The 24,211-nt window shown below is 66.1% G+C and carries 22 protein-coding genes, 1 tRNA gene and 1 pseudogene; 10 read left to right on the top strand and 14 right to left on the bottom strand.

Going from position 1 to position 24,211, the window contains the following annotated elements; all coding sequences use genetic code 11:
- Positions 1-20: 20 nt before the first annotated feature.
- Positions 21-1,127, top strand: coding sequence for a tRNA 2-selenouridine(34) synthase MnmH (mnmH, locus tag N4261_RS15580; protein WP_261756204.1), 1,107 nt, complete (start codon positions 21-23; stop codon positions 1,125-1,127).
- A gap of 99 nt (positions 1,128-1,226) precedes the next feature.
- On the opposite strand, the gene N4261_RS15585 is transcribed toward mnmH, so the two are convergent.
- The 7 genes and pseudogenes from N4261_RS15585 to N4261_RS15615 all read right to left on the bottom strand — a co-directional run bounded on the left by N4261_RS15585 (position 1,227) and on the right by N4261_RS15615 (position 8,287).
- A complete protein-coding gene (locus tag N4261_RS15585; protein WP_261756205.1) occupies positions 1,227-1,652 on the bottom strand; it encodes a hypothetical protein in 426 nt (141 codons plus the stop codon).
- 195 nt (positions 1,653-1,847) lie between these two features.
- Positions 1,848-3,722 carry a carbohydrate-binding module family 20 domain-containing protein gene (locus N4261_RS15590; protein WP_261756206.1) on the bottom strand — a complete coding sequence of 625 codons (1,875 nt, stop codon included), beginning with the start codon at positions 3,720-3,722 and terminating at the stop codon, positions 1,848-1,850.
- 896 nt (positions 3,723-4,618) lie between these two features.
- Positions 4,619-4,966: an FKBP-type peptidyl-prolyl cis-trans isomerase gene (locus N4261_RS15595; protein WP_261760726.1), complete on the bottom strand. Its 348-nt coding sequence runs from the start codon at positions 4,964-4,966 to the stop codon at positions 4,619-4,621.
- A 33-nt stretch (positions 4,967-4,999) separates the two neighbouring features.
- Positions 5,000-5,344 (bottom strand): annotated as a pseudogene (locus tag N4261_RS15600) (FKBP-type peptidyl-prolyl cis-trans isomerase); the annotation flags it as partial.
- Positions 5,345-5,537: 193 nt separating this feature from the next.
- A complete protein-coding gene (locus tag N4261_RS15605) occupies positions 5,538-6,017 on the bottom strand; it encodes a cupin domain-containing protein (protein ID WP_261756207.1) in 480 nt (159 codons plus the stop codon).
- Positions 6,018-6,332: 315 nt separating this feature from the next.
- The gene (gluQRS, locus tag N4261_RS15610) at positions 6,333-7,211 is read right to left on the bottom strand and encodes a tRNA glutamyl-Q(34) synthetase GluQRS (RefSeq protein ID WP_261756208.1); all 879 of its coding nucleotides are present in this window, start codon (positions 7,209-7,211) and stop codon (positions 6,333-6,335) included.
- Positions 7,212-7,324: 113 nt separating this feature from the next.
- On the bottom strand, positions 7,325-8,287 hold the full coding sequence (locus tag N4261_RS15615) for a LysR substrate-binding domain-containing protein (RefSeq protein WP_261756209.1): 963 nt from the start codon (positions 8,285-8,287) through the stop codon (positions 7,325-7,327).
- 100 nt (positions 8,288-8,387) lie between these two features.
- On the opposite strand from N4261_RS15615, the gene N4261_RS15620 reads away from it, so the two are divergent.
- The gene (locus tag N4261_RS15620) at positions 8,388-9,110 is read left to right on the top strand and encodes a pirin family protein (RefSeq protein WP_261756210.1); all 723 of its coding nucleotides are present in this window, start codon (positions 8,388-8,390) and stop codon (positions 9,108-9,110) included.
- A gap of 199 nt (positions 9,111-9,309) precedes the next feature.
- Here the strand turns inward: N4261_RS15620 and mdtD are convergent, their stop codons facing one another.
- Positions 9,310-10,785, bottom strand: coding sequence for a multidrug transporter subunit MdtD (gene mdtD / locus N4261_RS15625; protein ID WP_261756211.1), 1,476 nt, complete (start codon positions 10,783-10,785; stop codon positions 9,310-9,312).
- 134 nt (positions 10,786-10,919) lie between these two features.
- Here mdtD and N4261_RS15630 point away from each other — a divergent pair, with 134 nt between their 5' ends.
- On the top strand, positions 10,920-11,795 hold the full coding sequence (locus tag N4261_RS15630; RefSeq protein WP_261756212.1) for an HAD family hydrolase: 876 nt from the start codon (positions 10,920-10,922) through the stop codon (positions 11,793-11,795).
- On the opposite strand, the gene N4261_RS15635 is transcribed toward N4261_RS15630, so the two are convergent.
- Entirely contained in the window at positions 11,767-13,665 is a 1,899-nt protein-coding gene (locus tag N4261_RS15635; protein WP_261756213.1) for a propionate--CoA ligase, read from the bottom strand. The genes N4261_RS15630 and N4261_RS15635 overlap by 29 nt on opposite strands.
- 301 nt (positions 13,666-13,966) lie before the next feature.
- On the opposite strand from N4261_RS15635, the gene N4261_RS26240 reads away from it, so the two are divergent.
- The 4 genes from N4261_RS26240 (at position 13,967) to N4261_RS15655 (ending at position 18,273) form a co-directional block, all read left to right on the top strand.
- Positions 13,967-15,334, top strand: coding sequence for a C40 family peptidase (locus tag N4261_RS26240; RefSeq protein WP_435531932.1), 1,368 nt, complete (start codon positions 13,967-13,969; stop codon positions 15,332-15,334).
- A 177-nt stretch (positions 15,335-15,511) separates the two neighbouring features.
- Positions 15,512-16,360, top strand: a complete 849-nt coding sequence (locus N4261_RS15645; RefSeq protein ID WP_261756214.1) for a DUF2189 domain-containing protein — start codon at positions 15,512-15,514, stop codon at positions 16,358-16,360.
- A 1-nt stretch (position 16,361) separates the two neighbouring features.
- Positions 16,362-16,580 (top strand): DUF2788 domain-containing protein, encoded by a 219-nt coding sequence (locus tag N4261_RS15650; protein ID WP_261756215.1) that lies wholly within the window; start codon positions 16,362-16,364, stop codon positions 16,578-16,580.
- Positions 16,581-16,695: 115 nt separating this feature from the next.
- Positions 16,696-18,273, top strand: coding sequence for a hypothetical protein (locus N4261_RS15655; protein WP_261756216.1), 1,578 nt, complete (start codon positions 16,696-16,698; stop codon positions 18,271-18,273).
- Between the two features lie 25 nt (positions 18,274-18,298).
- Here N4261_RS15655 and N4261_RS15660 read toward each other — a convergent pair whose 3' ends face one another.
- Complete coding sequence (locus tag N4261_RS15660) at positions 18,299-19,174, bottom strand: alpha/beta hydrolase (RefSeq protein ID WP_261756217.1); 876 nt, start codon at positions 19,172-19,174, stop codon at positions 18,299-18,301.
- A gap of 71 nt (positions 19,175-19,245) precedes the next feature.
- Here N4261_RS15660 and N4261_RS15665 point away from each other — a divergent pair.
- A tRNA-Ala gene (locus N4261_RS15665) sits at positions 19,246-19,321 on the top strand.
- Positions 19,322-19,596: 275 nt separating this feature from the next.
- On the opposite strand, the gene N4261_RS15670 is transcribed toward N4261_RS15665, so the two are convergent.
- Positions 19,597-19,800: a hypothetical protein gene (locus tag N4261_RS15670; RefSeq protein WP_261756218.1), complete on the bottom strand. Its 204-nt coding sequence runs from the start codon at positions 19,798-19,800 to the stop codon at positions 19,597-19,599.
- Positions 19,801-20,032: 232 nt separating this feature from the next.
- On the opposite strand from N4261_RS15670, the gene N4261_RS15675 reads away from it, so the two are divergent.
- Positions 20,033-21,037: an alpha/beta hydrolase gene (locus N4261_RS15675; protein ID WP_261756219.1), complete on the top strand. Its 1,005-nt coding sequence runs from the start codon at positions 20,033-20,035 to the stop codon at positions 21,035-21,037.
- 232 nt (positions 21,038-21,269) lie between these two features.
- On the opposite strand, the gene N4261_RS15680 is transcribed toward N4261_RS15675, so the two are convergent.
- Positions 21,270-21,683, bottom strand: a complete 414-nt coding sequence (locus N4261_RS15680) for a DUF7668 domain-containing protein (RefSeq protein WP_261756220.1) — start codon at positions 21,681-21,683, stop codon at positions 21,270-21,272.
- 4 nt (positions 21,684-21,687) lie between these two features.
- Between N4261_RS15680 and N4261_RS15685 the strand changes: the two genes are divergently transcribed.
- Entirely contained in the window at positions 21,688-22,035 is a 348-nt protein-coding gene (locus N4261_RS15685; RefSeq protein WP_261756221.1) for a DUF3658 domain-containing protein, read from the top strand.
- Positions 22,036-22,140: 105 nt separating this feature from the next.
- On the opposite strand, the gene N4261_RS15690 is transcribed toward N4261_RS15685, so the two are convergent.
- Both N4261_RS15690 and N4261_RS15695 read right to left on the bottom strand, forming a co-directional pair.
- Positions 22,141-22,965, bottom strand: a complete 825-nt coding sequence (locus tag N4261_RS15690) for an arginase family protein (RefSeq protein ID WP_261756222.1) — start codon at positions 22,963-22,965, stop codon at positions 22,141-22,143.
- Positions 22,962-24,200 (bottom strand): sulfotransferase family protein, encoded by a 1,239-nt coding sequence (locus tag N4261_RS15695; protein ID WP_261756223.1) that lies wholly within the window; start codon positions 24,198-24,200, stop codon positions 22,962-22,964. Before N4261_RS15695 ends, N4261_RS15690 begins: the two co-directional genes overlap by 4 nt.
- Positions 24,201-24,211 lie beyond the last annotated feature (11 nt).

The following is a 24,211-nucleotide window of genomic DNA, read 5'->3' on the forward strand; positions in this document are numbered from 1 at the left end:
CCGTCACCCCCTCCCCCCGCATGAGCCAGTATCACGTCATCCAACCCGCCGACGCCTTCGATCGGCTCGCGCAGTTCAGCACCGTCATCGATGTGCGGTCGCCCGCCGAATTCGCTGAAGACCACCTGCCCGGGGCCGTCAACTGGCCCGTGCTGGAGAACGATGAACGGCATCAGGTCGGGACGCTCTACAAGCAGGATCCGCTCGAAGGCCGCAAGGTCGGCGCCGCCCTGGTGGCGCGCAACATCGCACGCCATTTGGACCAGCATCGGGAGGTGATGGTCAAGCACTGGCGACCCATGGTCTATTGCTGGCGCGGTGGGCAGCGGTCGGGCGCCATGAACTGGTTCCTGAACCAGATCGGCTTCAAATCGCTTCAGCTCGTGGGAGGCTACAAGGCCTTTCGCGGGGAAGTGATCCGGACCCTGAGCTCCCAGCCCGGTACCATCAACTTCATCGTCCTCTGCGGACGCACCGGGACCGGCAAGACCCGACTCCTCCATGCGCTCAGCGAAGCCGGCCATCAGGTGCTCGACCTGGAAGGCCTCGCCAGGCATCGAGGCTCCATCCTCGGAGCGCTGCCCGGGCAGCCGCAACCCAGTCAGAAAGCGTTCGACACCGCGCTGTGGCAAGCCATGCAGGCCCTGGATACCAGTCGGCCGGTGTTCGTGGAAAGCGAAAGCCGGAAGATCGGCGGGGTGCAGTTGCCCGAGTCGCTTCACTCGCGGCTCAGGTCGCAGGCGCGGTGCGTCTGGGTCGAGATGGCACTCGATGGGCGCGTGCAGCTGCTGCTCGAAGACTATCAACACTTCCAGTCAGACCCCGCCGGGTTCGGCCGGCTCCTCGAAGGGCTCATCGCCCTGCGCGGGCGCGAACGCGTCGGGCGGTGGCAGATGCTCGCGCAGGATGGGGATTGGGCGTCCGTCTTTCGGGAACTCGTCGTTGAACACTACGACCCGGGGTACGAGCGGTCGCTTCTGAACCACTTTCCGCAGTTGGGGAAGGCGCCGAAGGTCAGCCTCGCCGGTGGGGGCTTGGAGGACGTGGCTTCTGGCGTCCAGGCGTTGGGGCTGATCGCCGCGCAGGACGGTGGTGAAGCCCTGCCCTCCGAGCGGCGGGGTCGCTGATGTCGCTGATGCCGCTGATGAGCCGTTGTGGAATCGCTGCAGGGTTCTCGTTGTTCGCAACGATAGTCGGCGGCGCCCGTCCCTGCTCGCGTGAAGTGATCAGCCGGACTTCTCGGTATGGACTGCGGTCGGCTCGATGGACAGGGTATAGCGTGCGCTTTCCCCTCGTCGAGCCGCGTTGCGCATCAAGTAGACGTCGACGACATACGCCGTCGCCTCAGCAGCCTCCACGGTGCACACGTTCTCAGTCAGCGAGCCCTGGCACAAGGCTTCGGTCCCGCCCTCCTTGGAGACGTTGATGTAAGCGCTGGGATTTGTCGTGGTCAACCGGACCACCAGCCGCTGACCAGGCTTGGCCTCGAAGGAATACCGCACGCCATCTCGGCCCTTGAGCTGGCCCTTCGCCGAGGTGGTGCGGTCACTCAGCGTCAATCGCTCGTCCCGGTCCTTTGCCCAGGCGCCTCCGCAGCTCAGGCCTGCAATCAACACAATGAGCGACGGGATGCTTGTCATCAATGAGGTCATGAGCACGCTCCATGAAGGAAGTGGTGGAAACACGTGCGACAGGTGCTGCGCGTGCGGCGAGACAGGTCTCGACGGGTCGCCATGTCGCATAGCTCGGGTCAGTACGTCGCAGCGCCAAAGCGGATCGAAGACACACTGCTTCGGCCCGCACCCCAGAGCACCCGAGGTGCCCTGCCCGATGCGGGCCCTCAAGGGTCAGGGTTTGAAATTCCCATCCGCCCGGCTGACCGCGCCAGAGGCGCAGCTGGTGAACTCACGATTTCCGCTCGATGTGGACTGGTTACTTTCCCAGACCGCGCTGCTGCCGTTCCATTTCACGTATTTGTATTGCACACCCGCACCGGCAGGCAGATTGACGGTCCCGGACCAGGGGACATTGGCCCCGGATCCCTGGATGGCCAAGGCAAACCCGCTGCCCGGCGTCCAGTTGCCCAGTGAGGTCTGATTGCCGACCATATAGAGGTTCTGTCCCAACGTGGTGTTGGCATTGGCAATCGTGAAGGTCACCGCACAGGAGCCGCTTCCGGACGAGCCGGACGTTGTCTGCCCGGTGTAGATCGCCACGGCGGGCACGACGCTGCCGCCGTTGGCCGGGACGGTGATGCTGGCATTGCCACTGGCATCCACCACGACCGTGCTGCCGGTACACGCCGTCCCGGCGCCGTTGCGGTTGCCATCGATCACGTTGCAGTAGTTGCCCGCGGGCAAGCCGGTGGCGAAGGTTCGGGTCCAGGCAGCGGTGCTGTTGTTCAGCGCCACGAAACCAACATTCCCGCGGCTGAAGGCCACCTGGTTGGGGTTGTTGCCGACCGTCCAGTTGCTCTGTGCCTGCCCGCTGGTGGCCGAGCGGAACTTCACCATGTTGGCGATCGGTGCCCAGCGGTGGATGAAGTCCCAGTTGACATTGATCTGCGGCGCGCCGCCCGCATAAGGACTGACGGTCGGACGGTCACTGTCTGCATTGGTGAAGCGGAAGCCCGAGTGCAACTGCACTTCGCCGTAGCCCTGTGCCAGCATGAAGACATTGGCCAGGTCGTAGCGCTTGGTTCCTTGGGTGTCGTTGATGGCGCCGGTGAAGTTGCTGGCATTCAATGAACCGCCATTGCGCTCCGTGTCCCAGTTGTTGATGAACACCGTGGCGTTCTGCGGCTGCAGGAAGCCCCAGGTGCCACCCCAGTTGCCCCAGGTGCCCATCACCGACGGGATGGATGACAGGCTCAGCCCGTTGTTGCCGCGGAAGATGTCCCGCATGGCGTAGGTGAACTGGAACTCGTTGATCGTGCCCACGGGCAGGTAGTCCGCCCGGTTCACGCCGCCGTCGTTGATGATTTCCTGTGTCAGCCAGATCGGTTCGCCGGCCTGCGTCAGCGGATTCGTCGAACGGACCGACGCCATGATCGTCTGCCAGGCGCTGGCCGGCATGTGCTTGGCGGCGTCGATGCGGAAGCCATCCACCCCCATGTTCAGCAGCGTGCGGAGGTAGGTGGTGATCTGTCCCTGGACATAGCTGTTCTCGGTGGCGAGATCGGGCAGACCGCCCAGCCGGCAATTCATCACATTGCTGCGCCCGGCCGGCGAGCTGTAGTCCGCATCGGCGATGGTGCAGTTGCCGTGGAAGTCATTGGCGCTGAAGTACGGATAGCTCAGCGAGGTCGCGTTCCAGGTCGACCCATCGGTGGCGGTGCCGGCGCCGTCGGCCATCTGGTTGACGACGATGTCCGCATACACCCGCACGCCGGCGGCATGGCAGGTGTTGATCATCGACTGCAACTGGGCGGGCGTTCCCATGCGGCTGGTGAGGTTCGCGTAGTTCACCGGCTGATAGACGCCCCACCAGCCATTGGCCACCTTCGACGCGCCAGGCGGCGAAATCTGCACGGCACCAAAGCCCTGCGGCCCAAGCCACTGGGTGCATTCGGTCGCAATGTCGTTCCAGCTCCACTGGAACATCTGCACCGACGTGTCCTTGGGGTTCAGCGCCTGCACTGCAGACCCCGCCACCGCCATCGTCGCCATCAACCCACACCGCGCCACGACGCGCCACGCCGAGGGCTTCAAACCTTGCTTCATCGCTGTCTCCGTATGTTGTTTAAGTACAGAATTGATCGCCAATCCTGCCGCCACACCCAAAACATCAAGCAGGCAGATGTATTTTTATTACATACGGAACGTGCTGTGTGAGAAATCCCTGTCGAAATCACGGCTCAGGGAAAGTCCTGAGCGGGCGGCCGACGCTGCATAAAAGCGGTCGAGCGCTGCCGAGCGCTAGAGGGAGGAAAGCGCCCCGCTCGGAGGCATGTTCAGGGTCTCCACCGCCTCGGACGGACTGCATTGATGCGCGCCGCATGGCGGGCCCATGAAATTGATGATCCCGACCGAGGCGGCGCGGCCATGGGGTGGATATCCCTCACCGAGGTGGTGCGGCCATGCAGTGGATGTGCCTTACCGAGGTGGCGTGACCATGAGATGGATGTCCCGTAGGGAGGTGACGCGGTCGATGGATGGGAGGGGGAGCGAAGTGTTGGGGACCACTGCGATCTGAGCCTGTGTGGTGGAGGCTAAGGGGGTGATGCAGCGAGGTGTGCAGACTGCGGTGTTGGAGGGCCTTACGTGAACGAGCCCGCCGAGGGCGAGTGTCGGAGATGGGTGAAGGAATGCGTTGAACGGTTGGCGCGTCCCGCGATCAGCGGGCAAGCGTTTAGAGAGAGGCGGTGCGAGTAAGGCGGTGGTGGGGGTGGCAGGGCATCGTCGGAGGAGTCTCGCGAGCGAAAAGCGAGAGAGGGACGACCAATGGGTAGCGAGTGCAAAAGGGTCGAACCCAAGCCGTTTTGGTTCCTTTGTCGGCTGACAAAGGAACTCGCCTGCCGGGGCGAGACCCGGCGGGGTGCAGCGAACTGTGGGGCTCCCGGCGAAACCCGAAGAGCCCCCTAGGCCAGGGCCACGGCCAAGGCCAAGGCCAAAGCCAATTAAACCGCCACCAACTCCACCTCAAACAACAACGTCGCATGCGGCGGAATCACCCCCCCGGCGCCGTAAGCGCCGTACCCGAGTTCGGAGGGGATGACGAGGAACCGCGTTCCTCCGACCTTCATGCCTTGGACGCCTTCATCCCAACCCTTGATGACTTCCCCGCCTCCGAGGTGGAAGCGGAAGGGATCGCGGCGGTCTTTGGAGGAGTCGAACTTCCGCCCACGTTGGCCGTCCTTGAAGAGCCACCCGGTGTAGTGGACGGTCACGCGCTTGCCGGCTTCGGCGACGGCGCCTTCTCCGACCACGGTGTCTTCAAACTGCAAACCGCTGTCGGTCTTGACCAGGTTGTTGAGTTCAACCGCTTCCGAACCGCCGCTCACACCGAGCAGTTCAACTTCGAACATCAGGGTGGCGTTGGGCGGGATGACGCCACCGGCGCCGCGGGCACCGTAGCCCAGGTTGGGCGGAATGACGAGCACGCGGGTGCCGCCGATCTGCATGCCTTGCACGCCTTCATCCCAGCCTTTGATGACCATGCCGCCATCGAGTTCGAACTCGAAGGGTTCACCGCGGTCTTTGCTGGAGTCGAACTTGGCGCCTTTCTGGCCGTCTTTGTAGAGCCAGCCGGTGTAATGGACCTTCACGTCCTGGCCGGCGCGCGCGGTGGCGCCGGTGCCGGTCGTGGTGTCGTCATACTGCAGGCCGCTGGCGGTCGTCTTCATCGGTGTTCCTTGATTCGAAAAAGCTGGAAACCGAGATCATGCCAGTTGCGCGCGCGCCTGACGTGCCGCCGGGCCTTGGGCCGCACGGATGAGCGACGCCCCACCGGTGTGCCCGCGTGGGGCGCTGCCGAGCGCGCGTACAGACAGAGAAGCACCACGTCCGGCGCCCCAGGGCCGCCAGGGCCCGGCGAGCTTAAGGACGCTTCTCCGCCTGCGCCTGCGCCGCCGCCTGGGCCGACGCCTGGGCTGAAGGCGGCTGCACCCCATCGATCCAATCCTGCCGACGCGGCGCGAAAAAATCGATGTTCACCGTGTCTTCGGTGCAATGGAACTCATGCGGCACATTGGGCGGGAACAGCATGAAGGTTCCGGCCGTCATCACGAACTTGCGTCCCTGCGAAAACACTTCGCAGCGCCCTTGGGTGATCCAGGTGAGCTGCTCATGAGGCTGATGGTGCAGCGGCACCACCGCCCCCTTCTTGAAGGTCCATTTCACGATCGACCCTTCGGTGCCGTGGACGTACTGGCGGAAGATCAGCGGGGTGACCTGCTCCATCGGCTGCTTGTCCAGCTCGAAGAACGACGGCATGGCGGCCAGGTGACTGCTGATGTGGGGAATCACGCCCCGTCCCGGCGCGGGCTCGCTGGGCAGGGTGGACAGGGTCTGCGCCATGGCCGAGGGGGCGACGGCCAGCGGCAGGCAGCAGGCCGCCAACGTGGCGAGGCGCCGAGCCAGACTGCTGCGGCAACCCGGGATGAGCGCCGAGAGAACAGATGAGAGGGTCGAGAGAGATACGGTGGGCGGAGTGGGCGGAGTGGGCGGAGTGGGCGGAGTGGACGGGGTGGACGCGGTGGACGGAGTGGATCGCATGAGATGGACAAGACAGGAGGGGCCAGGGGCACCGGAGTCTGTCGACCGGACGAGTTCCCGGCCAAGGCCAGGACTCACGACCTTGCGCCAGCACGACGCCCTTGCGCCAGCCTGCGCCTAGGATCGAAACGGCCAGGCCTTCACCGCCTGACCGAGCCAGTCTCCGATGGCATCGGCGGACAAGCGCGGGAGCCCAAGCGAAGCGCCGGCACGCTGCAAGGCCGCGAGCGGATCGCTCAGATCCAGCGCCTGTGCGCCGTTCTGCTTGGAAAGTTTCTCGCCGTTGTCGCCCAGCACCAATGGCGTGTGAAGGTAGCGAGGACACGGCAGACCCAGTCGTTCCAGTAGGTGAACCTGCCGCGGCGTGTTGTCAGCCAAGTCTTCACCTCGCACGACATCCGTCACCTGTTGCCACGCGTCATCCACCACCACCGCCAACTGATACGCCCACAGCCCGTCCGCACGCCGGAGCACAAAGTCCCCCACGTCCAGGGTCAGGTCTTGCGATTGAGGCCCCAGCCGGCGATCGGTCCAGTCGATCCGACGATCCCGCTCATCCGACAACGTGGCTGTCGTGCGTAAACGCCAGGCGCGGGCCGGTCTGCCGGCCAACCCATGCCGACAGGTGCCCGGATAGACCAGCTCACCATGGCGCGCCCGCTCGTCGCCGCGCGCCGCGATCGCCTCGGCGATGTCCTTGCGCGAACAGGCGCAGGGATAGGCCCAGCCCGAGCCCACCAGATGATCCAGTGCCGCTTGGTAGGCCGCGCCGCGTCGGGATTGCCAGATGGGCGGCTCATCCGGCAGCAGTCGCACCTGGGCCAGTTGGGACAGCACCACCGTATCCGTGCCGGGCGGGCAGCGTGGACCGTCGACATCCTCGATTCGGATCAGCCACCGTCCGCCATGGGCCCGGGCATCCAGCCAACTGGCCAGGGCCGCCACCAGCGATCCGTCATGCAGCGGACCGGTGGGCGATGGGGCAAAGCGGCCCACATAAGGCCCCGACGCAGGCCTCGACGTGGGCTCCGTCGTTGGCTCCGTCGTGTGCCCCGAAGTGCGCTCCGACGGCGGCTCCGACAAGCCGCCCGACGCCCGCTCCGCCAGCGTCACAACAGCAGCCCTTCATGCTGCTCCAGCAAGGCGCGCCGCGTGGTTTCGCTCTGCAGCTGCTTCAACCACCAGGACAGCGCCTTGGCCGGTGGATGGCCGGTATTGCGCCATGCGTACTGCATCGGTGAAATGCGCTTGCCCTGATAGGTGGGCTTGATCACCAGCCGGCCCGCTTCCACCTGCCGCCGCACCATCGAGGTCGGCAGGAAGCCGCAGCCCAGTCCGCGCAACAGGGCTTCCAGCTTGGTGGCCATCGACGGCACGGTCAGCACTTCCTGCCCCGGCACCACGCCCACGGTGATCGGCGCCAGATTCCGCGCCGTATCGGCCACGGCCACGATGCGATGCTGGGTGATCTGCGACGAGGTCAGGATCTCCTCGATCCCGGCCAGCGGATGGTGCGGCGCCACGCAGAACACCATCTCCATCGGGCCCAGCACCTCGCACACCACCGAGCTGCCCGGCGGCTGCGCACTGGTGCCGATCGCCAGGTCCGCCTGGCCCGACAGCAGCGCCTCCCAGGTGCCGGACAACACCTCGGTGCGCAGCTTCAGGCGCGTGGGCGGGGGTTTGCCGTCGTCCGCGGGCAGATAGAAGGATTCCATCAGATCGAACAGCGCCCGACGCGCGATCGCGTCGTCCACCGCGATCGTCAGCTCGCTTTCCCAGCCGGTGGCCACCCGCTTCACCCGGTTGGCCACCGCATCCATCTCCTGCAGCAGCCGGCGGCCTTCCGTCAGCAGCTCATGGCCCGCCGCCGTCAGCACCGCCTGGCGGGAGCTGCGGTCGAACAGCAGCACGTCCAGCGCGTCTTCCAGCTGGCGCACGCTGTAGGTCAGTGCCGAGGGCACCTTCCCCATCTCCCGGGCTGCGGCCGCAAAGCTGCCGCTGCGGGCAATGCTGTCCATCATGGCCAGCGCCTCGGGCGTCAGCACCCGTCGTTTGTCTTGTTGTGACATGCCTTCATCTTATTTGAACGTTGGCTTCAACGCCCCTCCCCCTCGGCAGAGGCGCACTTCCCTACAGTGAGCCCATCGCAAGCCAAACAGGAGCAACAACATGCGTGAACTGATCAAGTCCTCGGATCGTGGATATGCCGATCACGGCTGGCTCAAGAGCTTCCACAGTTTCTCGTTCGCCAACTACTACAACCCGCAGCGCATGGGCTTCGGACCGCTGCGCGTGATCAATGAGGACCGCATCGCCGGCGGCACCGGCTTCGGCACCCACGGTCACCGGGACATGGAAATCATCAGCTATGTCCTGAGCGGCGAACTGGCCCACCAGGACAGCATGGGCAACGGCAAGCCCGGCGGCGACCATGCCGGCGTGATCCGCCCCGGCGACGTGCAGCGCATGAGCGCGGGCACCGGCGTGATGCACAGCGAGTACAACCATTCGAAGGACGGCCAGACCCACTTCCTGCAGATCTGGGTAATGCCGGACCGCCAGGGCGTGGCGCCGGGCTATGAGCAGAAGCACTTCGCCGATGAGGAAAAGCGCGGCCGCCTGCGCCTGGTCGCCTCGCCGGACGGTGCGGACAACTCGGTGTCCATCCATCAGGATGCCAAGCTCTATGCCGGACTGTTCAATGGCGATGAACGGGCGGAACTGCCGTTGGCTAACGGACGGCTCAGCTATGTGCACCTGGTGCGCGGCCATCTGACCGTCAACGGTGAGGCACTCGAGGCCGGCGACGCCCTGCAACTGGCCAAGGAAGACGGGTTGGTGATCGAAAAGGGCCAGGACGCCGAAGTGCTGGTGTTCGACCTGCCGGCATGACCTGCGGCTGAATCCCGGGGCCGACTCGCCGGATAGCGGTCGGCCCCGGTGCCGGCCGGTACGGTCATGCCGACGAAAAATCGGCGTTGGCGTTGACCTCGACATCGACATCGGCATCTGCCCCGACATCTGCCCCGACATCAGCATCGATCGCAACCTCCGGGGCATCCGCAAGATGCCCCGTTTTTCTTGCTGAGCCTTACTCCACCAACCGGGAGTCGCTCTTCTCGTCGGAGGTCCCTTCGTCGCGCCGAAGCTGATGGAAGATGAAGGCCGCCATCGCCGCCATCAAGCCCAGAGCCAGGTAGGTAGCGTGGAACGCGGGCACCATCGCCTCGCCGTCGGTGCGCGGCACGCCTTGCGCGAACATCAGCAAGAACGCGCTGGAAGTGGCCACCCCCAGGCTCATCGACAACTGCATCACCACCGCCAGCAGGCTGTTGCCGCTGCTGGCGGTGCGTTCATCCAGGTCGCCGAGCGTGAGCGTGTTCATCGCGGTGAACTGCATGCTGTTCACCATGCCGAAGGTGCCCAGATGAATCGCCAGCCAGACATGGCCGACATCCCGGGGAATCAGCGCAAAGCTCGCAATCAGCGCGCCCAGCAGCAAGGTGTTGACGATGAGCACCCGCCGATAACCCGCCCAGCGGATCAGCCGGATCGCCAGCGTCTTGGTGAACATCGCGCCCAACACCGCCGGAATCATCGACAGCCCCGCCTCACTGGGCGTGAACCCCAGTCCCACCTGCAGGAACAGCGGCGTCAGGAACGGGGTGGCGCCGCTGCCCAGCCGCGCAAAGATGTTGCCCATCAGCCCGATGCGGAAGGTCGGCACCGCGAACAGCACCGGCGAGAACAGCGGCGTTTCGGTGCGGCTGGCATGCAGCCAGTAACTCATCATGCAGGCCACGCCTGCCACCAGCATCAGCAGGCAGATCGCTGCGCTCACCACATGCTCGCCGAAGCCCTGCAGCGCGAGCGACAGCAGCATCAACCCGAAACTGAACAGCGCATAGCCGCCCCAGTCGAAGCGCGCACCGGCCGGGCCCTTGAGCTGCGGCATGTAGCGCCGGCAGGCCCAGCCGCCCACCAGGCCCACCGGCAGGTTCAGCAGGAAAATCCAGTGCCAGCTGGCGTATTGGGTCAGCACCCCGCCCAGCGTCGGACCGAGCAAGGGCCCGACCAACCCGGGCAAGGTGATGAAGGTCATCACCGAGAGGAACTCCGCCTTCGGAAACGCACGTAGCACCACCAATCGCCCCACCGGCACCAACAGCGCGCCGCCCACGCCCTGCACCACCCGCGCCATCACCAGGAACTGGAGACTGGGCGCCAGGGCGCAGAGCAGCGAGCCCGCGCTGAACAGGCCGATCGCCCACAAAAAGATGCTGCGGGTGCCGAAGCGGTCCGCCAGCCAGCCGGACGCCGGGATCAGCAGCGCGACCGTGAGCAGATAGGCCACCACCGCCGACTGCATGCGCAGCGGGTTCTCCCCCAGGTCCCGGGCCATGCCGGGCAGTGCGGTGTTGAGAATCGTCGTGTCCAGCGTCTGCATGAAGAAGGCCAACGCCACCACCCAGGGCAGGTAGCGGCGGGTGGCCGGGTCGAGCACCGGACGCAAGGCGGCGGGCGGAATGACGCCGGCGGCGGCGTCCTGAGGCACTTCGGTCGACATGGTCCCCAGTATCTGACGCCCCGACCGTCGTACGATGCAGACCCGCCCTCCGGCCCGCTGGCCATGCCCGGTCCTCGCACGCCTGCACCGTCCGCCGCTGGCGGGGCTCTTGTCTTTGCTGTCGCTCCCGAACCATGCGCTTTTATGTCTCCGATATGGACGGCACCCTGCTCGATCCGCAGGCGCGTCTGTCCCCCGCCACCCGTGACGGCCTGGTCGAACTGCTGTCCGAAGGCCTGGCCTTCACCGTGGCCAGCGCCCGCCATGTGGTGTCGATCGCGCGCATCCTCGACGGCCTGCCGATCACGCTGCCGGTGGTGTCCTCCAATGGCGCCTACATCAGCGACCTGCGCACCGGCCGCCATGAACTCGTCAATGCGATGGCGCCCGCACTGGGCCAGGCGGTCTTTGCGCTGGTGCGGCGTCACGGCCTGATGCCCTTCATCGCCACGCACGGTCCCAAGGGCGACCAGCTCTTCTGGCAAGAGGTCCAGAACGCGGGCCAGCAGCGCTTCGTCACCGAGCGCCAACGCAATGCCGACCCCAGGCTGCGCCAGGTCGACCGGCTGCAGGATCAGCTGGAGGATCCGCTGGTGACGATGCTGGTGGTGGACCGTGCCGAGCCGCTGGCCGCGCTACAGGCCGAGATCCACGCGCTGTGCGGCGACCAGGTCACCACCCATCTGGCCGAAGACCTCTACATGCCGGGCTGGCCGTGGCTCAACATCCACGATCGTCGCGCAAGCAAGGACCAGGCGATTGCCACCCTGGCGCAGCGCTACCAGTTGCATGACCGCGAACTGGTGGTCTTCGGCGATCAGGTGAACGATCTGACCATGCTCCGCGCTGCCCACCATGCGATCGCGGTGGCCAATGCCAGCGACGACGTCAAGCAGGCCGCGCACCGCATCATCGGACCGCATCACGAGGATGCGGTGCTGCACTACATCCGCGAGGACTGGCGCGGCCTGCGCCCGATCGTCAGCGGGCTGCCGACAGCTCTTCCCTGATCCGCTCCAGCGCGCTGGGATCGTCGATGGTACTGAGGTCGCCGACCTCGCGGCCTTCGGCCACCGCCTGCAGCGCGCGCCTCAGCAGCTTGCCCGATCGGGTCTTGGGCAGCGCCGTCACCAGCCGCACCCGGGATGGCCGGGCGACCGCACCGAGCTCGCTGTCGACCTTCTTCAGGATCTCGCCCTCCAGCGCCAGGGCCAGCGCCGGCGTGGCCGCACGCGCCGGATCGCGCAGCACCGCAAAGGCCAGCGCGACCTGACCCTTCAGCGCATCGGCCACGCCCACCACCGCCACCTCGGCCACGGCGGGATGACCGGCAATGCATTCCTCGATCTCGCGCGTGCCGAGCCGATGGCCGGCCACGTTGATGACGTCGTCGCTGCGGCCCAGGATGAAGTAGTAGCCGTCCTCGTCCCGCACCGCCCAGTCGAAGGTCGAATACACCTGCCGGCCCGGCGTGCCCGACCAGTAGGTGCGCACGAAGCGGTCGTCATCCCGCCAGACCGTCTGCAGGCAGCCTGGGGGCAGCGGACCTTCGATGACCAGCAGGCCTTTCTGATTCGCGCCGGTGAGCACCTCACCCGACTGCTCATCCAGCAACTGCACCCGATAGCCATACATCGGCACACCCGGCGACCCCAGCCGCGGCTCGGCCGGCGCCACGCCACGGGCCAGGGTCAGGATTGGCCAGCCGGTCTCGGTCTGCCAGTAGTTGTCGACGATGGGTTTGCCGATGCCTTCGGAGATCCAGCGTGCCGTCGGCTCGTCCAGCGGTTCGCCCGCCAAAAACAGCGCCCGCAGCGACGACAGGTCATAGCGGGTGAGGAAGCCCGGATCCTGCTTCTTCAGCACCCGCACCGCGGTCGGGGCGCTGAACATGCCGGTCACCCGGTACTGCTCGACCAGTCGCCACCAGATGCCGGCATCGGGACAGGTGGGCAGGCCCTCATACATCAGCGTGGCCATGCCCGCGATGAGCGGCCCATACACGATGTAGCTGTGCCCGACCACCCAGCCGATGTCGCTGGTGGAGAAGAAGGTCTCGCCCGGACGCCCATCGAAGATGTGCTTCATGCTGGCCGCCAGCGCCACCGCATAGCCGCCGGTGTCGCGCTGCACGCCCTTGGGCTTGCCAGTGGTGCCGCTGGTGTAGAGCGTGTAGCTGGGCGCGTCAGACGGCATCCAGACACAGTCCAGCGGCACATCCAGGGCGGCCGCGCGCATCGGGGCGTAGTCCAGATCGCGATCGGGCACGCGCTCGAAGGCGCTCAGGCCGCGATCCACCATCACCATGCGCGCCGGCTTGTGGGCGGCCAGACGGATCGCCTCGTCCAGCAAGGGCTTGTAGGGCACCACCTTGCCGCCGCGGCTGCCCGCATCGGCGCTGACGATCAACAGCGGCTGTGCATCGTCGATCCGGTTGGCCAGCGCATGGCTGGCGAAGCCGCCAAACACCACCGAATGGATCGCGCCCAAGCGCGCGCAGGCCAGCATCGCAAAAGCGGCCTCGGGAATCATCGGCATATAGAGCAGCACCCGATCGCCGGCCTTCACGCCCTGCTGCTGCAGGATCACCGCCATGGCGCTGACCTCGCGCAGCAGCTCGGCAAACGAATAGGTGCGCTCCTGGCCAACTTCGGTCGACACCCAGATCAGCGCCGGTGCATCCGGCCGCTGCGCGGCATGGCGATCGACCGCGTTGTGGCAGAGGTTGGTCCGTCCCCCGACGAACCAGCGGGCGAACGGGGGACGGCTGACATCGCAGACCTCGTCGAACGGGTGCTCCCAATCGATCAGTCGGGCCTGCTCGGTCCAGAAGCCGTCGGGATCGTTGAGGGAACGATCGTGGAAGTCCTGATAGCGCATGTCGGGTCTCCGTGTCGGCGTTCTTCAGTCGCCGTCCTTCGATTTCATGCGCAAGGTCTGACGACACCCTGACCTGTCCCCGGGTTTTCAAACCGATAAGGCGCAAAAAAGCACACGCTCTGAAACGTCTGCAAACAGACTTCGTTACAAGCCCTATGGTCCAATCCAGGCTTTTCCGAGGGAAGGACCGGCCGCCCAGGCGTCCGTGATTTCCCGCAGCCAGGCGTCATCCACGGGCAATCCCGGAGGCGCGACGCTTGACCGGGGGGCGGAGGCTTCCTAAGCTCCGCGCCCAACACCGATGAGAAACGTCTCCTTCCTCTCCCCCTCCTCCCCACGCCAGACAGCTGTCCAGCGCGCCACGGCCGCACTGGGGTTGACATGTGCCCTGATCGGCGGCAACTGCTGGGCGCAAGCGGCGAGCGAGCAGGCGGCCGAGCCGGCCAAGGCATCGCAGGCCTCGGAGAAATCCGAGAAGGCCGAGAAGGCCGAGAAGGCAGACGGCACCCACACGGCAGACCACGCGCAGAGCGCCAAGTCCTCGAAGTCGAGCAAGGCCGACAAGACGGATAAGGCGGATAAGGCGACCAAGAAGTCCTCCGCCGACTCGACCAAAACGCAGGCCGCTCGCGACAAGGACGCCAAGTCCAGCAAGGCGGGGTCGGCCAAAGTGGCGAAGGTCGACGACAAGTCGGAAGGCAAGGCCGACAAGGCTGAGAAGGCCGACAAAAAAGCAGAGTCCAAGTCCGCAGAGAAGTCGGCGGACAACAAGACAACCGATCTGAAGGCTGCCGAGCTCAAGGCCGGCGAGAAGTCTTCGGACAAGTTGGCTGACAAGACCGCTGAGAAGTCTGCGGAGAAGGCGTCGGACCGCGCACAAGACAAGCCCTCGGCGACGCAGACCGCACAAACCAAGAGCGACGCCAAGCCTGACGCCGCTCCGCCGGCCGGCACCATGATGGGCGCCTACGGCCAAAGCCTGATGCGCGCCACCGGCACGGCCACCGCTGCGACCAGCCCTGCGCCGCAAGCGGCGGCCCTGCCCGTCGCCCCGGCGATGGCCACCCTCGCCGCGGCCACGGCGAACAGCACGAGCGCCGCGCCCACAGCCCCCAACGGCCTGCCGCCCACCGCGATGATGGGTGCGGCGGGTGTGGCCGCCGGGGACTCGGTCTCCCGCTTCCTGCAGCAGCGCGGCATCGTCGCGCAAGCGCAGGCGCAAACCCAGGCGGAGAACGCCGGGCTGCTGAACCAAGTGCGTGACAAGGCTTCGGACCTGGTCATGTCCGCGATGAACTTCCTGGGCGTGCCCTACCGTCGCGGTGGCAATTCGGTGTCGAATGGATTCGACTGCAGCGGCTTCACGCGTCACATCTTCGAGCGAAGCGTCGGCCTGGTGCTGCCCCGTCGCGCGGATGAGCAGGCCAAGCTGTCCAGCCTGGTGGCCATCAGCAAGGACGAGCTCAAGCCGGGCGATCTGGTGTTCTTCAACACCATGCGCGCGACCTTCTCCCATGTCGGCATCTATGTCGGCGAGGGCAAGTTCATCCACTCGCCACGCGTCGGCGGTGCGGTGCGGGTGGAAGACATGCGCGAGGCCTACTGGGCCAAGCGCTTCACTGGCGCTCGCCGCGCCGACTTGGCGGCCCAGGCCACACCTGGCACCTGAGTCGCCCCTGGCGGCGGCCCGCGTCCATCCACGCGGCAGCGGACGGGCCTTTGGCCGCGAATGGACCGGCATCGGTCCAGCCACCGCTTCCTTTCATTCAAGGCAGTCGCCTCTGCAGGCGTCTTGCATGATCAGAATCAATCCCTGATCCTTGCGGGCACGGCAGCATTGCGCACCATGCCCACCACTCCTCCGCCTGAACGTCCCCGCCCCGCGCCGGAGCCCCGCGCCTCACGCTTCGGCCTGCCCACCGAGGACGCGCTGCGCGAGTCCCGCAGCTTCGGCGTGCGCGCCATTCCGATGCTCCGGCCGATCAGCTGGCTGGCTCGCGGCTGGGGCGACCTGTGGCGCTGCCCCGTCCCCTCGCTGTTGCAAGGCCTGCTGCTGGCGCTGGCCGGTGCGCTGATCGTGGCGGTCGCCCATGATCATTTCTGGCTGCTGGCGGGCGCCTTCAGTGGCTTCCTGCTGGTGGCGCCCATCCTCGCTGGCGGCTTCTACGCCTGCAGCCGGGCGCTTGAGCAGCATCGGCCCGCGACGGTGGCCACCGCCCTGCGGGCTTGGCAGCCCACACGGGGACGTCTGGTCGCCTTCGGCCTGCTGCTGGCCGTGTCCGGCGGTGGCTGGATGCTGTGCTCGGCGGCCTTGATTACCGGTTTTGCTGCGGGCCCGATCGACACGCCTGAAGACTTCCTGCGCCATGTCGTGCTGGCCGAGCGCGGCTGGCTGTTCGAGACCTGGCTGGCCCTGGGCGCGCTGCTGGCGGCCCCGGTGTTCGCCTCGTCGGTGGTGGCCGTGCCCTTGTTGATGGACCGCCCGGTCAGCCTGCTGGCGGCGGTCTTCACCAGTTGGCGGGTGGTGATGACCCATCCCGCCCCGCTCGCGATGTGGGCGCTGCTGATCCTGGTGATGACACTGATCGGCATGGCCACCGCCATGCTGGGCCTGATCGTGGTGCTGCCGTGGCTGGGACATGCCAGTTGGCATGCCTACCGCGATCTGGTGCGGCCCGTGGCCTCGGAGCGCTGACATGTTCGGCTATACCGAAGCGGAAATCGCGCAGTTCGGCCTGACCTTCGGAGTCGGGGCGTTCATGCTCTACATGGTGTTCATCATTCTTCAGCTGGCGCGGGAGTCCAAGGCGGGCCGCTTCGGCACCTTCGTGCTGCTGCTGGGGCTGGGATTCGGGCTGGTGGGCTTTGTCGCCAAGGGCCTGATCAAGTATTTCCTCCGAGGAGTGGGCAGTTGATCCGGGCTATGCTGCGCCTCGATACGCATGCGCGCGCGCCTCGCTGAACCGCCGGCCCCGCCGCGCGCGATTCCCATCGACCGAAAGGCCTTCGCGCCGACAGCCCCGCGCCAACTTGTCCGCCGTCCTTCATCCCGTTCCACCGGCCTTACCCGCTCGGGTGCCCGACCAGATGGGCTCGGCCCTGCTGTTGGCCGTGCTGCTGCATGTGCTGTTGGTGCTGGTGATCGGCAACGCGCCGGGCGGCAGCGCCAAACCCGGCGAGGGCGTCTGGGGCCAGTTGAATGTCCGACTGCAAAGCGACCGTCCGGAGCCCGGCTCCGGCGAGCCGGCCGAGATCGTGCCGGAGCGCGGCCCGGTCGGCACCGCCCAGCAGCCGCGCTTTGGCGGCACTGTCCGTCCCGAACCGGCACCCAACGAGCGGCTCACGGCACCGGGTGCGGCTCGACAAGGCCAATGGCGCCAGCAACAGGGTGACGAGTTGCTGGGGGACATCGAGCCCGCTCGCCCTGCGCCCGCAGCGACGCAACCCGCCGAGCGTGCGCCGGACCCATCGCGCAAGGTACCCGCTCCGACGCCCCCCAGCGCCACGCCTACGCTGACCGCCCCGGCAAGTCCTGGCCCCCAGACCGCAGCGCCCACGCCTGCGCCGCCGGCCCCTACACCGGCCGCTACGCCACCCATCGTGGCGTCACCCAAGCCGGAGCCAGCGCCATTGCCGGCGCCCGCGGCTGTGGACCCAGCGCCGCCCACGGAACCTCTGCTGACGCCCCCACCCGCACCCACCCCGACGCCGTTGACGCTGCCTGACACGGGCACGCCCGCCCCGTCCCGCCTCACCACCCAGCGCGACGGCCTGCAGCGAGTGCCGGCCAGCAGCGCCGATGCACCGCTGCAAGCGCCATCGACCTCGCTCAACCTGCCGGAGCCCCCGCTCCCCACGCTCGCCGAGACGCCAGCCACCAGCTTGCGTCGCCTGGATCGCGATCCGAGCGTGCGCCCTCGCCTGGCCAATCCGCCGCCGGCCGATCTGACGGCGCCTCCGCAATTGCCTCCGCTGACGCCTGCGCCCGCGCCCGCACCTGCGCCTGCACCTGCACCTGCACCTGCACCTGCACCTGCACCTGCACCAGCGCCAGCGCCAGCGCCCGCACCCGCGCCTGCACCTGCACCTACACCCGCGCCTGCGCCAGCCCCCGCGCCGACGCCGGCAGCCGCGCCCGCTCCCGTACCGCAGACGCCCGCACCCACCCTGTCGCCGTCCACTACGACCACGAACAGCCCATCGACGCCCAACGCCACGCCACCATCCATGCCGAAGACGGCGCCCTCACCCAGCAATCGCACCTCGCTGGACGGTTCCACCACGCCCACGACCACGCAGCCCAGCGTTGGGGCGCCGGATGCGGGTTCGCGGGTGGGCTATGACGTGGCCACGCCGGCCTCCACACCGCCCAGCGCGCCGCGGCTCAACCTGGACCTGCGCCCGCAGCGGGGACCGGCGCTGCCGCGTGGCAACGCCTACGGCGTGCTCCAGGCGGTGCCCACGCCGCCCAAGCCGGACGACAAGATGGCGGAGCAGATCAAGAAGGCGCAGCAACAGGACTGTCGCAAGGCCTATGCGGACTCCGGCGTTCTGGCGGTGGTGCCGCTGGTGCGCGACGCGGCGCGCGACAAGGGCTGCCGCTGGTAGCGTGCCGGGCGCGGCTTCCCGCCGCTCACATCAAGGCGCTGTACCAACGCAGATCGAGCAGCCGGCGCGCCAGTTGATGGCTTCGCCCCTCGGCATCGGCCAGGTCGTGCAGCACGGTGAAATGGTCGAAGCCGGGCAACACCTCGCACACTGACACCGCGCGAGCGCCCCAGGCTGCGCGGATCGCCTGGGTCTGACGCAGAAACTCCTCGCTCTCCAGGCCGCCCACCACCGCATACAACGGCGGCTCGGGCGACTCGATGCGCACCGGACTCAGGCGACGGGCGGTGGCTTCATCCAGGCGAAGGTCTTGCTGAAGGAACGGCACCCGCGGCAGCGGGGTCAGGTCATGCAGGCCGGACAGGCTGAGTGCGCCCTTCACCAGATGCCGCGGCAGTTCCACGCTGATGGACTTCCAATCGCAGCCCAGCATCAGACAGGCCAACTGACCGCCCGCAGAATGGCCGACCACGATGATCCGGTTCGGATCGCCACCGAAGTCGGCGATGTGTCGCCAGACCCAGGCCAGCGCCTGCGTCATCTGCAGCGGAATGCGGTCCATCGTCACCGACGGACAGAGGCTGTAGTTCGGCACCACGACGATGGCGCCCTCATCGGTGAACACGGGCGCCAGAAACGAATGATCGGATTTGTCCAGCGCGCGCCAGTAGCCGCCGTGCAGGAACACCAGCACCGGCGCGGGCTCTGCGGTGTTGGTCAGGAAGATGTCCAGCGTTTCGGCGGGATCGCTGCCGTAGGCAAGATCCAGGCGTGAGGACAGATGTTCGCGAGCGAGTGCGGACGCGCGTGCCCAGCGGTCCAGCAGCACCGCGCTGTTGGTCACGCGGGCGCGATTGTCATACTGGGCTTGCAGCCATTCGGGAGTTGGACGGACGCTCATTCGGGTCGCTCCAGGAGCAGGGCCGGACGCCCTTGCGTGCAGCGATTCTCTGCTATAGTCGCTGGCTTGTTGGGGGGGTAGCTCAGCTGGGAGAGCGTCGCGTTCGCAATGCGAAGGTCGGGAGTTCGATCCTCCTCCTCTCCACCAACCGATTCGAGCCTCAGAGGGAAACCTCTGGGGCTTTTGTCGTTTTGGGGCCTTTTCCCATTCGGCTTCCCAGAACGGGCAAAGGACGGCACCGTTCCCACTGGTGTCCTTATACGACGTCAACCGCCGTGAATCAGCGGACTCATAGGCGATGCGCGCCCCGGTGAACAGGCCGCGAAGCGAGAGCCAGTGGGCCGCAGCGCCACCGCGTGAAGGTGCGTTCGCGCCCGTTGGCTTGCGCTATAAGGCACCTTCTGCACGCTGCGACGACCAAGTCACGCCAGGTCGATGTCCCAATCCGCTTTCGCGGCAATGGCAATACTTCGAAGCATGTCCTCGATCTTCTGCAGCTTGTCATCCACAAGCAACTGGGCATCCTCGTCCTCGGTAGCTTCCGACTCCCGTTCCAACTCCGCCTGATGGCGCGTCAAGGCCTCCCAGAGAACGCGGTACTCGCCGATAAAAAACTTGACTGCCATTCAAACCCCCACGGTGATCAGTTCGACGCGGCTGCGGTCCATCCCCAGCTCTTCTAGCGCGCCCAGGTACTTCTTAAGCGGCATTGGGCGCGATGAAGTAGTGAACCGCGCCGGATTTTGCGGAGGCTCATTCAAGACCCGAAGAGATCGCCACCGCAAGCCCCACCCTCCCCGCTTGCGCGATGATGGTCCCCACCCACGGTGCACTCACCTCCACCCGAGACCAGACCCCATGCACAAAGACCCGACCACCCCCGCCGGTACTGTCCATCGCCTGACGCTCGACAGCAAAGTCCTCGCTGGCAACCTCGTCCACGCCCCCACCCGGCGTCTCGTGGACGTCTACATTCCCCACGGCCATGACGGCCGGGATCTGCCCCTGCTGGTCGACATCGTCGGCTTCACTGCCGGCGGCCCGGCGCACACCAACTGGAAGAGCTTCGGCGAGAACGTCCCCGAGCGGCTGGATCGCCTGATTGCCTCCGGCTCCATGCCGCCGGTGGTGGTCGCCTTCCCGGACTGCTTCACCAAGCTCGGCGGCAATCAATACGTCAACTCGGTGGCCATGGGGCGCTGGGACGATTTCCTTCGCGCCGAGGTCGTGCCCTTCGTGGAGGACCGCTTCAGCTGCGGCGGCAGCGGCCGACGCGGCCTTTTCGGAAAGTCCAGCGGCGGCTACGGCGCCATGGTCCACGCCCTGCTGCATCCGGACTTCTGGAGCGCGGCCGCCGTGCATTCCGGCGATATGGGCTTCGAGCTGCTCTACCGCCACGAGTTTGTCCCCGTGCTGCGCGCACTGGCCAAGCAGCCAGACATCGGACGATGGGTGGACGCCTTCTGGGCGGCCCGCAAGCCCAAGGACAGCGACATCCACATCATCATGATGCTGGCCCAGGCCGCCAGCTTCGACCCCGATCCCTCTGCGGCCTACGGCGTCCGGCTGCCCGTCACCCTGGACACCTGCGAGCTGATTCCCGAGCGATGGGCCAACTGGATGGCCTGGGACCCGCTGACCTTGGTCGAGGCTCACGGTCCGGGCCTGAAAGCCCTCAAGGCGCTCTACATCGACTGCGGGGACGTCGATCAATACAACCTGGTCTACGGCGCTCGCCGCATGCACCAGCGCCTGAACGACCTGGGCGTCCGCCATACCTACGAAGAGTTCGACGACGACCACACGGCGGTCGACTACCGGATGGACATCAGTCTGCCGATGCTGGCCAAGGCGCTGAGCTGAGGGACATTTCCGCCAAAGGCCGTCATCTTCGGGAGCCGTCGAGCGCCAGAACGCCGACCTGGCATCCGATGCTGGCTTGCTGTGCACCACAAGCATTGCGACTCGGCGCGGCTGACCAAGTCCTTTCAACGGCCCGAACTGCTGACGAGGGCCCAAACCCTGCTCCGCCACAGCCGGTCGACATTCCCCGTTGACCGGCGCTTGATTGACGCATGGCGTGCGCCTGTGCCAGCTATGGGACGTAAACCATCTCAACGGTGATTCGATCGCCCGAATCCGTCTCCCGCACCCGCGCCTTCAGCACCAGGTCACTCGGGCCCTCTTCCACGGTCCACAGGTCGACCAGCACCTCCCAATGCGGGTCATACCACTGCGACACCGACGATTGCCAAGCGGCCTCCGGCAGCTCTGTCAATCTGGCGCCGTATTCCGTGATGTAGGCGCGAATCTGTTCAGCGATCCCTGCCGAAATGGGCTCCACGCCCGAGATACCCGCGGAGAGGGCGTAATCCCCGTGTGCAAAACAACGCACGATGTCTCTCAACAAGGGGCGCCACGCCGCCGCCACGGGATGTGGCCGATCAACGTCTTTGAATCGGGAAGGTCCGGGGCCGTCACCGGGGCTCATATCGCTGATTCCATCCATCTCGATGACCTCCCCGCGCCTGACCGGCCGCTTCGTCGGTCATCCCGTCGAAGAATTTCAGAATGACAATGCTCGCTTTGGCAAGCTCGGAACAGACATTGTGACGCTCTCTCAAGAAGAACTGGACGCACTCATACTGGAGTCGGTCAAGCCCTGGGGTACGAAGGTGGCCGCAATCATGGCGAACGTAGATCGCGCATTGAAGGCACGTCAGATTCACGACGACGACGACGCCTTTGATGACACAGAGCGCCGTCTCCGCGCATTGATCGACTCAGGGCACCTGCTTTCGGACGGTGACCTCAATCAATGGCGGACGTGTGAAGTGAGGACACCTTCGCGAATCGATTGAAGCGCCCCACCCGGTCCAGTCTCAATCCGGCTGACTTCAAACAATTCCTCACTTGGCGAGCGTAACGCGGTCCTGGATTCCAGAATGTCGGGCCGTCCAGGGAAATCAGCTCTCAATGAGCGTGTTCAACACCTCCATGCAGCTCCGCGCAGTCTGGTCCCCCACATCCTGCTCCGCATGCCACGCCGACACGGACACCGCCACCACGTCATGGCCACGCAGCACCTTGAAGAGCGCCTGCACATCTGCCGCGCTGGGGCCTTGCTGCACGTGGTACTTGAGTGCCGGCATTCGGGTGCGATCGTCGATGACGTCCGTATCCCAATGCACATAGATCCGCTCCCGCGGTTGCAGCTGCGCCAGCACCTGGTCCAGCGAGACACGAACGATTCGAGAGCCCAGCAAAGCCTCCCGCTCTCCAGGGTCAAGGTCTCGCGCATCAGCCAACACAATCTGTGATTCCGGATAGGCCTGCGCGCCGATGCAGGCCAGACAATCGCGCACCGCCTGGTTGCGCGGATCCGGCCCGGTGTCGATTCGGCCGACAAACATCGCGAGCGGCATGCCCCCGATGTATTGCGTCTGGCTCGTCGCCCAGGTGTGGAAATCGCCATGCGCATCCAGCCACAGCACCCGCTCAGGTGCCCGACCGGCCTGCCGCAGTCCGGCCAACATGCCCAGGCTGGAGACACAGTCCCCGGCGACGCTGACAGGCCGCATGCCACCGCGGGCCGCCGCTGCAACACGTGCGGCCAGCATGGCGTAGAGGCGGCCCAAGTGGTTCAACTTGACCACGGCATCGTCGATCCGTGTGGCGTTCAGCGAGTCATCGGCGATCACCTCCCATTCATGCGGGTCCACGTCGAGCACGCGGCGCAAGCCGTCGCGGCGCTGGCCCATCAGGTAAGGCAGCAGAAACCTGGCATTCATACCCATGTGTCCGGCTCCATGGTGTAGCCCAACCGGCTCATCATTTCTCGCACCTCGGCCCGCTGCGCCAATTGCAGAATCAAATCGCTACGCTTTTGCCAGCGTCGGGCACGCGGTGCCTCGGTCGCCATCTTCACAGGAAGCTCGCCTGGCAAGGTCATGGCGGGCAATCCCAGGTGGTCGGTGATCGATCCCAGCACCGCGGCGGGGTCGGCCATGAACTGCTCGAAAGACACGCGCAGGCTGCAGACACCACTTTGTAGAATGGCATCCTGCGCGGAGTACCACTGGTTCAGACAGACGTTCTCCAACCTGCCGCGCGTGTAATGTCTCCAATTGCGAGGCAGATCGAACTTCCACCATTTGCCGCCGAATGGCACCACATCCGAATAGCCGCGAATGGCAAGCTGGCAGCCGATCTTGCTGAGATCGTGAGAGAAGAACCCCAGCGGGTAGAGCCAACCGTCCATCAGGCCGTTGACGGACTGCGCGAAGCCGCGCGTCAGGTGGATGTAGGTCACCTTCGCATTGGGAAAGAGCTGCTCGTAGGTGCCAATCCGATAGGCATCGGACGGGGACTTGAACAGCAGCACGGAATTACCGAGATCGGCCAGACCGAAGCGACGGCGTCTCAGCGTGGGCACCACGAACGGCGGCTCTTCGATCTTCACAGGCTCGTCGAAATAGAGGCCCGCAGCCGGCCTTGCGCTGCCGTCGTAGTAGCCGATGCGCCAGGGCTCGTCGTGGAACACGGTGGCGAGGATCAACGCCTGAAGCTCGGCCTCGCTGCGGCAGTCATGACGGTCGATCTGGCTCAACGCGACCTCCAGCGATTGCTCCAGGCCTTGCGCGGCATCAGCCCTCAGGAAGTGCGTGGGAAACTGCAGCAGCAGCCGGTTCTTCCACTTCCTCAGCAGCGACTCATGGTCCAGCAGCTCTGTCGAGACGAATGAAAGTTCGTCCATGATGCTGCTAGTCAGCTCCGCCGTGTTGGCCACCCACTCGAGGCAATCGCTGTCCGAGTTCTGATTGAAGCCATTGCCGGACAGCGCCAGCAGCGGATCCAGCTCACCGTCCAGCGAGGCAATGCGCGGATGCTGAGAGAGCGCTTCCTTGAAGAGACTCGACCCGCAGCGGGAACTCGACAAGATGACCACCACGCGGCGTACCAGCAAATCGAGCTCGGAACTCGGAACGTCCCGGCGCGACTTGATGGCCAGAAGAAAGCTGTCCACGGCCACCGGCG

Source organism: Roseateles amylovorans (assembly GCF_025398155.2).
In the GTDB taxonomy this organism is placed as follows: Bacteria; Pseudomonadota; Gammaproteobacteria; order Burkholderiales; family Burkholderiaceae_C; genus Roseateles; species Roseateles amylovorans.